We start from the raw sequence: 8,245 nt of genomic DNA, 5'->3' as shown, positions 1-8,245 counted from the left end.
CTCTGTCGTTATGCCATCCTCCCCCCTCGAGCGCCGGCTGGTCATGCGCGGCTCGGCGGGGCGCGCGCGTGCCGGCCCCCCCCGCCCCCCCCCCCCCCCCCCCCCCCTTCGTCATGCAGCGGGAACGGGAGCGGGAGCTGTGCTCACGCGTCCTCGTCGTCGTCCTCGTCGTCCAGGCGGGCCAGCCAGGTGGCGAGGCGTTCCACCGGGACCTCGAAGTCCGGGTTCAGGTCGACGAAGGTGCGCAGCTGCTCGGCGAGCCACTCGAAGGTGACCTCCTCCTCGCCGCGCCGCTTCTCCAGCTCCTCGATGCCGCGATCGGTGAAGTACAAGTCGGGCTCCGTGCGGTGGTGGGGTGTTTCCCGCCAGGATAATCCGCCCGGCGTCGGGGGAGGGACTTGACCGCTTTCCGCCGTTCGTGGAGCTCGTCCCCAGGGCAGGGATGGAGCGTCCACGGCTGGAGGTGAGGCGATGAGGCACCCGGAGCCGAGCGACGGGGTGCTGCGGGCGCTCGGGTCCACCGAGCCGTCCGCCGAGGGGACCGCCCTGGTGTGCGGCATACGGCGCACCCGGCGGCTGGAGCTGCTCCGGGAGGTACGGGAGACGGCGGCGCCCGGCGGGGAGGCCGCCGAGCACTGGGCCCTGCTGGACGAGGCGGAGCGGCACGACCCCGCCGCGACCGCCGACGTGGTGCAGTATCCGGCCACCGGGGTGTGGGTCGAGGAGACGCTGCGCCGGCTGCGCACCCCGTACGGGCCACCGGCCGACGTCGGGCACCTCGGGGCGCTCGCCGCCGCCGCGGCCCTGCGGGCCGGGATCGGCTTCAAGGCCACCTTGCGGCCCGCGGGCGGCCGCCTCCTGCTGCCCACGCTCGGGCTGCTGCGCCCGCCCCGCCCCGGCCCGCTCGCCCTCACCGAACGCTCCTGGGACCCCGGGGACCCGGCCGCACTGCCCCTGCACGCCCTGCCCGACGGGCGCACCGCGCTGGACGACCTCGACCCGTACCGGGCTTCGGCGACCGTGCCCGCCGCCCGCCGGCTCACCCCCAAGGGGCACAAACGCTGGGACACCCAGTGGTCCGGCGCCCTCACCCTGCTGCGCCGCTACGACGCCGCCCGCGCGGAGGAGACCGGCCGGCTGCTGCGCTCCGTCGTCCCGCTGTCCGGCAGCTCCCGGTCGGCCGGGGGGACCCTGCCAGCGGCGGCCGGCTCCGTACTGGCGCGGGCGCAACCGCCGCCCGCGCTGGCCGCGGTCCTCGTCCACGAGGTGCAGCACGGGAAACTGGCCGCGCTGTCCGGGGCGTTCCCCCTGCACACCGCCGATCGCGCCGCGCGGTACTGGGCCCCCTGGCGGGACGATCCGCGGCCGCTGGAAGGGCTCCTGCGGGGCGCGTACGCGCACTTGGCGCTGGCGGGGTACTGGCAGCGCGCCGCGCTCTACGGGGCCAGGGGGGCGTGGGCGCAGCACGCGCGGATCCGGGCGTGGGTGGCGGTGGTCCTGCCGGTGCTTGTGGGGTGCGGGGAACTCACCGCTGGGGGGCGGGTGTTCGTGGAGGCGATGGCCGCGGCCGAGCGGGCCATGGACGGCTTGCCGCCGCCCGGGGGTCGGTACGCGGTGGCCCGGGCCGGGGTGGAGCGGGACCGGGTGCTCTGGTGTGCGCAGCACCCGAACTTGGCGGCGTTCACGGTTGGCTGACGGTCCGGGTGCCGCTGCGCGGGGCGTGTCCCCTACCCGCCCTTCCACCGTTCCCCGGGGCTCCGCCCCAGACCCCGCGCCTCAAACGCCGGCGAGGCTGGATTTGTGCAGGCGAGGCTGAATAGGCCGGAAGGCCCGACACCCGCGGGGGGGGTGTTTTGGTGCCGGGGGGGCTGAATTGGGCGGCCGGCCCCGCCCCCCGCAAGGGGGCCGGGCCTTCCACCGTTCGAGCCGAGCGCAGCGGCTACGCCTCGAAGACCTCCGTCAGGAGGAGCTGCTGCTCCGCCTGGTGGCGCTTCGCGGAGCCGACCGCCGGGGACGAGCCGTGCGGGCGGGAGATGCGCCGCAGGCGCTCGCCGGCCGGGATGTCCGCGCCGACCGCCAGGTCGAGGTGGTCGATCAGGTTGAGCGCGATGAACGGCCACGCACCCTGGTTCGCCGGCTCCTCCTGGGCCCAGATGTACTTCGCCGCGTTCGGGAACTTGGCGATCTCCGCCTGGAGCTCCGCACCCGGGAGGGGGTACAGGCGCTCGATGCGGATGATCGCGGTGTCCGTGATGCCGCGCTTCTCGCGCTCGGCTTCGAGGTCGTAGTAGACCTTGCCCGCGCAGAACACGACCTTGCGGACCGCGTTCGGGTCGACGGTGGAGTCGCCGATGACCGGGCGGAACCCGCCGGTCGTGAACTCCTCCGCCTTCGAGGCAGCCGCCTTCAGACGCAGCATCGACTTCGGGGTGAAGACGATGAGCGGCTTGTGGTGCGGGTTGTGGACCTGCCACCGCAGGAGGTGGAAGTAGTTCGACGGGAGCGTGGGCATCGCGACCGTCATGTTGTCCTGCGCGCACATCTGCAGGAACCGCTCCGGGCGGGCGGAGCTGTGGTCCGGGCCCTGGCCCTCGTAACCGTGCGGGAGGAGGAGCGTGACGCCGGACGTCTGGCCCCACTTCTGCTCGGCCGAGGAGATGAACTCGTCGACGACGGTCTGCGCGCCGTTGACGAAGTCACCGAACTGGGCCTCCCAGAGGACCAGCGCGTCCGGGCGGGCCAGCGAGTAGCCGTACTCGAAGCCCATGGCCGCGTACTCGGAGAGCAGCGAGTCGTAGACGTTGTAGCGGGCCTGGTCGTCCGACAGGTAGAGGAGGGGGGTGTAGTCCCCGCCCGTCTCCCGGTCGATGAGGACCGCGTGGCGCTGGCCGAAGGTGCCGCGGCGGGAGTCCTGGCCGGACAGCCGGACCGGGGTGCCCTCCATCAGCAGCGAGCCGAAGGCGAGGGTCTCGCCCATGCCCCAGTCGATGGTGCCCTCGTCGATCATCGCCGCGCGGCGCTGGAGCTGTGGCAGCAGACGCGGGTGGACGGTGACGCCCTCGGGGATGTTGACCTGGGACTCGGCGATCCGCTTGACGACGTCCTGGGAGATCGCGGTGTTCACGGTCACCGGGAAGTCCGCGGCCGGGGCCGGGACGGCCGGCGCGGCGATCGCGGGCTGCGTGGCGGCCTCGCGGACCTCCGCGAAGACCTTCTCCAGCTGGCCCTGGAAGTCCTGGAGCGCCTGCTCCGCCTCTTCCAGGGTGATGTCGCCGCGACCGATGAGGGACTCGGTGTACAGCTTGCGCACCGAGCGCTTCTTGTCGATCAGGTCGTACATCAGCGGCTGCGTGAAGGCCGGGTTGTCGGACTCGTTGTGCCCGCGGCGGCGGTAGCAGATGAGGTCGATGACCACGTCCTTGTTGAACGCCTGGCGGAACTCGAAGGCGAGGCGCGCGATGCGGACCACTGCCTCCGGGTCGTCGCCGTTCACGTGGAAGATCGGCGCCTCGATCATGCGGGCCACGTCGGTCGCGTACATCGAGGAACGCGAGGACTCCGGGGCGGCGGTGAAGCCGACCTGGTTGTTGATGACCACGTGCACGGTGCCGCCGGTGCGGTAGCCGCGCAGCTGCGACATGTTCAGCGTCTCGGCGACGACGCCCTGGCCCGCGAAGGCCGCGTCGCCGTGCAGGGCGACGGGCAGGACCGTGAAGTCCGTGCCGCCCTTGTTGATGATGTCCTGCTTGGCGCGGACCACGCCCTCCAGGACCGGGTCCACCGCCTCCAGGTGCGAGGGGTTGGCGACGAGCGAGACCTTGATCTGCTCCCCGTCCAGGCCCGTGAAGGTGCCGTTGGCGCCCAGGTGGTACTTGACGTCGCCGGAGCCGTGCATGGACTTCGGGTCGAGGTTGCCCTCGAACTCGCGGAAGATCTGCGCGTACGACTTGCCGACGATGTTCGCGAGCACGTTCAGGCGGCCGCGGTGGGCCATGCCGATCGCGACCTCTTCGAGGCGGGCCTCGGCGGCCGAGTCGATGACGGCGTCGAGCAGCGGGATGACGGACTCGCCGCCCTCCAGGGAGAAGCGCTTCTGGCCGACGTACTTCGTCTGCAGGAAGGTCTCGAAGGCCTCCGCCGCGTTCAGGCGGCGCAGGATCCGCAGCTGCTCCTCGCGCTCCGGCTTGGAGTGCGGGCGCTCGATGCGGTCCTGGATCCAGCGGCGCTGCTTCGGGTCCTGGATGTGCATGAACTCGACGCCGGTGGTGCGGCAGTACGAGTCGCGCAGCACGCCGAGGATGTCGCGGAGCTTCATCATCGACTTGCCGGAGAAGCCGCCGACCGCGAACTCGCGCTCCAGGTCCCACAGGGTGAGGCCGTGCTCGGTGATGTCGAGGTCGGGGTGCTTGCGCTGCTTGTACTCCAGCGGGTCGGTGTCGGCCATGACGTGGCCGCGCACCCGGTAGGAGTGGATCAGCTCGAAGACGCGGGCGGCCTTCGTGACGTCGTCGTCGTGCGAGGCGTCGATGTCCCGGAGCCAGCGGACCGGCTCGTACGGGATGCGCAGGGCCTCGAAGACGTCGTCGTAGAAGCCGTCCTCGCCGAGCAGCATGTTCGCGACGACGCGCAGGAACTCGCCGGAGGCCGCGCCCTGGATGACCCGGTGGTCGTAGGTCGACGTCAGGGTCATGACCTTGGAGATGGCCAGCTTGTTCAGGGTGTCCTGGGAGGTGCCCTGGAACTCGGCCGGGTAGTCCATCGAGCCGACGCCCATGATGACCGACTGTCCGGGCATCAGGCGGGGCACGGAGTGGACGGTGCCCAGGCCGCCGGGGTTGGTCAGGGAGACCGTCACACCGGTGAAGTCGTCCATCGTCAGCTTGCCGACGCGGGCGCGGCGGACGATGTCCTCGTACGCCTGCCAGAACTCGAAGAAGTTGAGGGTCTCGGCCTTCTTGATGCCGGCGACGACGAGCTGGCGGTCGCCGTTCGGCTTCACCAGGTCGATCGCGAGGCCGAAGTTGATGTGCTCCGGCTTGACCAGGGTCGGCTTGCCGTCCTTCTCCGCGAAGGAGTAGTTCATCGACGGCATGGCCTTGATGGCCTGCACCATCGCGTAGCCGATGAGGTGGGTGAAGGAGATCTTCCCGCCCCGGGCGCGCTTCAGGTGGTTGTTGATGACGATGCGGTTGTCGAACAGCAGCTTCACCGGGACGGCGCGGACGGAGGTGGCCGTCGGCACTTCGAGGGAGGCGTTCATGTTCTTGACCACGGCAGCCGCCGGGCCGCGGAGCGTCACCAGTGCGGGGCCTGCGGGGGCCTCAGTGGTGGGCGCGGCGCCAGCCGCTCCAGTGGAGCCGGTGCTTGCACCGGGGGGCGCGGCCTTCTGGGGGGCTACGGAGGCGGGGGCGGCGGCGGGAGCCGGAGCCTGAGCGGCGGGGGCAGCCGGTGCGGCGGCGGCCGGGGCCGGGGAGGTGACAGTCACAGCAGGGGCACCAGAGGGGGTGGCAGGTACAGGGGCAGGTGCTGACACAGGCGTCGTGGGCGCGGCTGCGGGAGGTGGCGTGGCACTCGCCGCCCCCGTGGCGGCGGCGTCGGAGGCCTGCGGGGTCTGTACGACGGAGGTGGCGGCCTGTGCGGAGGCGCCATCCGTCGTCGGAGTGGACTTCTTCGGCTCTTCGGCCTTCACGGGAGCGATGGCGCCCCCGGGCTTGTAGTCGGCGAAGAAGTCCCACCAGGCCCGGTCGACCGAATTCGGGTCCTGGAGGTACTGCTGGTAGATCTCGTCGACGAGCCACTCATTGGCGCCGAAGCCTGGCGCGGGGTTCTTCCCGCCCTCTGATGCTTCGGTCGTGGTGGTCGAGTTACTGGGGGACTGTGGCGACACGGCGGCAACCGCCCTCTTCCGCTTCACAAGGTATGGACAGCGGGAATAAAGGCTACGCCTCCCGGGCCGTGAGATGCAGACCGGGCGGGACTTACGTCGCGTAGGTCACATCGAACGGCGGGTTTCACCGCTTGGAATGGCGGGAAACAAGCGTGGTTCGGGCAGGAGGCACCGTGGTTGCGACCCCCTAGGCCTCGCACCCCTGACGGACCCCGGCATATGTGGCCGAGATCATGTCCTTCCCACTAGAACCCTACGTCAACCCGGCGCCTGTGAGCTGCCCGGAAGCGTGACAAGGATGCGGCAGCCCCGTGACGATTCGGCCACCCCGATGTGCCCGCCGTGCAGCCCGACCGCCCAGCGGGCGATCGCCAGGCCCAGCCCGGTACCGCCGTCACCGCCCCGCGCGCTGCCCCGGTTGAACCGCTCGAAGACCCGGTGGCGCTCCTCCTCCGGAATTCCGGGACCTTCGTCCCGGACCTCCAGGGCCAGACTCCCGGGCGCGTCGCCCGCCCGCGCGCGGACCGTGACCCGGCCGTGCGGCGGGCTGTGCTTGACCGCGTTGTCGATCAGGTTCGCGACCACCTGGTGCAGCCGCTCGGCGTCCGCGTGCGCCGTCAGGTCGGCCGGGAACACGTCGAGGTGGAGGTGGACGTCGTTGCGGGTGTGCCCGCCCGAGCCGGAGGTCAGCCCCGGCCGGCCCGCCGCCGCCAGCCCCGACTCCTTCAGCACCCCCGAGAGGTACGGCCACACCTCGAAGCGGCGGGCCCGCAGCGGCACCACCCCGTTGTCCACGCGGGACAGGTCCAGCAGCGTCTCCACCAGCCGGCCGAGCCGCTCGGTCTGCTTCAGCGCGGTCCGCATCGTCTCCGGATCGGCGGCCGAGACCCCGTCGACCACGTTCTCCAGCACCGCGCGCAGCGCCGCGATCGGCGTGCGCAGCTCGTGCGAGACGTTGGCGACGAGCTCCTTGCGGTGCCGGTCCACCGCCTCCAGGTCGTCCGCCATCAGATTGATGGTGGAGGCCAGGTCGCCCAGCTCGTCGCGGCGGCCGGCCCCGCGGACCCGGCGGGTGTAGTCCCCGTGGGATATCGCCCGCGCCACGGTGGTCATGTCGTCCAGCGGGGCCGTCAGGCTGTGCGCCACGAACTGGGTGATCAGCATCGAGGCGATCACCGAGAACACCGTGATGAAACGGACCTCGGTGGCGGTGCGCATCGCCACCATCAGCAGACCCGTGGTGATGAACACCGACACCACGACGAGCGTGCCCAGCTTCGTCTTGATCGAGAACGGCGAGAAGGGCCGCAGCCCCCCGGTGCCGGAACCGGCTCCACCGGAGCGGCTGACGCCGCGCTCCCTGCCGGGGCGGCTCACGGCTGCGCCGGGGTCTCCAGGGCGTACCCGACGCCGTGGACCGTACGGATCCGCTCGGCGCCGATCTTCCGGCGCAGGGCCTTGATGTGGCTGTCGACGGTACGGGTCCCCGACGCGTCGGCCCAGTCCCACACCTCGGCCAGGAGCTGCTCCCGCGAGAGCACCGCCCGGGGGGTCCCCGCCAGGCACACCAGCAGATCGAACTCGGTCGGCGTCAGGTGCACGTCCTCCGTGTGCACCCGTACCCGGCGCTGCGCGTGGTCGATCTCCAGATCGCCCAGACGCAGCGTGGCCCCGCGCGGAGCGTGCGCGGCCAGGGTGGCCCGCTCCACGCGCCGCAGGAGTACGTGGACCCGCGCGGCCAGCTCGCGCATCGAGAAGGGCTTCGTCATGTAGTCGTCGGCGCCGACCCCGAGCCCGACGAGCATGTCGGTCTCGTCGTCCCGGGCGGTGAGCATCAGCACCGGGACCGGCCGCTGCGCCTGGACCCGGCGGCAGACCTCCAGGCCGTCGAAGCCCGGCAGCATCACGTCGAGCACGAGCAGCTCCGGCAGCCAGCTCTCGGCCGCGGCGACCGCGGCCGGGCCGTCGGCGGCCGTTTGCACCTGGAATCCCTCGGCGCGCAGCCGGGCCGCGATGGCCTCGGCGATGGTGTGGTCGTCCTCGACGACGAGCACACGGCGCTGCGCGCCGGGGGTGGCCGCGGCGCCGTTGTGGGTGGTGGTGTGCGTCTGTTCCATGTCCCGCCCCTGAAGATCCCGCGTGGATAGGGGTGCAGCGTAGAGGAGCGGCTGGCCTCCGGCTATGACGGGTTCGCTGTGCGGGCTGGATCTTGGTGCCGTGCCTGCCGTGCCTGCCGTGCCTGCCGCGCGCCGCCGTTGCCGGGGGCCAGCCCCCGGACCCCCGCGGGCGGGCTGACCGCCCCAGGGGGGGTTAGAAAGACCCAGGCGCGGGGGGGGCGGGGGGGAGCCGCCCCCGAGC

The 8,245-nt window shown here is 72.0% G+C and carries 5 protein-coding genes; 1 reads left to right on the top strand and 4 read right to left on the bottom strand.

All coding sequences use genetic code 11. From position 1 onward, the window contains the following. Nucleotides 1-143 precede the first annotated feature (143 nt). Complete coding sequence (locus ACFXDJ_RS29355; protein WP_030386011.1) at nt 144-332, bottom strand: DUF6104 family protein; 189 nt, start codon at nt 330-332, stop codon at nt 144-146. Nucleotides 333-471: 139 nt separating this feature from the next. Here ACFXDJ_RS29355 and ACFXDJ_RS29350 point away from each other — a divergent pair, with 139 nt between their 5' ends. Further along, a complete protein-coding gene (locus tag ACFXDJ_RS29350) occupies nt 472-1,695 on the top strand; it encodes an aKG-HExxH-type peptide beta-hydroxylase (protein WP_384850865.1) in 1,224 nt (407 codons plus the stop codon). 244 nt (nt 1,696-1,939) lie between these two features. Here ACFXDJ_RS29350 and ACFXDJ_RS29345 read toward each other — a convergent pair whose 3' ends face one another. The 3 genes from ACFXDJ_RS29345 to ACFXDJ_RS29335 form a co-directional block, all read right to left on the bottom strand. Further along, a complete protein-coding gene (locus ACFXDJ_RS29345) occupies nt 1,940-5,887 on the bottom strand; it encodes a multifunctional oxoglutarate decarboxylase/oxoglutarate dehydrogenase thiamine pyrophosphate-binding subunit/dihydrolipoyllysine-residue succinyltransferase subunit (RefSeq protein ID WP_384663188.1) in 3,948 nt (1,315 codons plus the stop codon). A gap of 258 nt (nt 5,888-6,145) precedes the next feature. Beyond that, nucleotides 6,146-7,198 (bottom strand): ATP-binding protein, encoded by a 1,053-nt coding sequence (locus ACFXDJ_RS29340; protein ID WP_384663190.1) that lies wholly within the window; start codon nt 7,196-7,198, stop codon nt 6,146-6,148. 62 nt (nt 7,199-7,260) lie between these two features. After that, nucleotides 7,261-8,004 carry a response regulator transcription factor gene (locus ACFXDJ_RS29335; protein ID WP_330298546.1) on the bottom strand — a complete coding sequence of 248 codons (744 nt, stop codon included), beginning with the start codon at nt 8,002-8,004 and terminating at the stop codon, nt 7,261-7,263. Between the last annotated feature and the right edge of the window lie 241 nt (nt 8,005-8,245).

The organism is Streptomyces sp. NPDC059443, from assembly GCF_042750105.1.
Classification (GTDB): domain Bacteria; phylum Actinomycetota; class Actinomycetes; order Streptomycetales; family Streptomycetaceae; genus Streptomyces.
The sequence above is the reverse complement of the archived record's forward strand: the minus strand, read 5'-3'. Positions and strand labels throughout refer to the sequence as shown.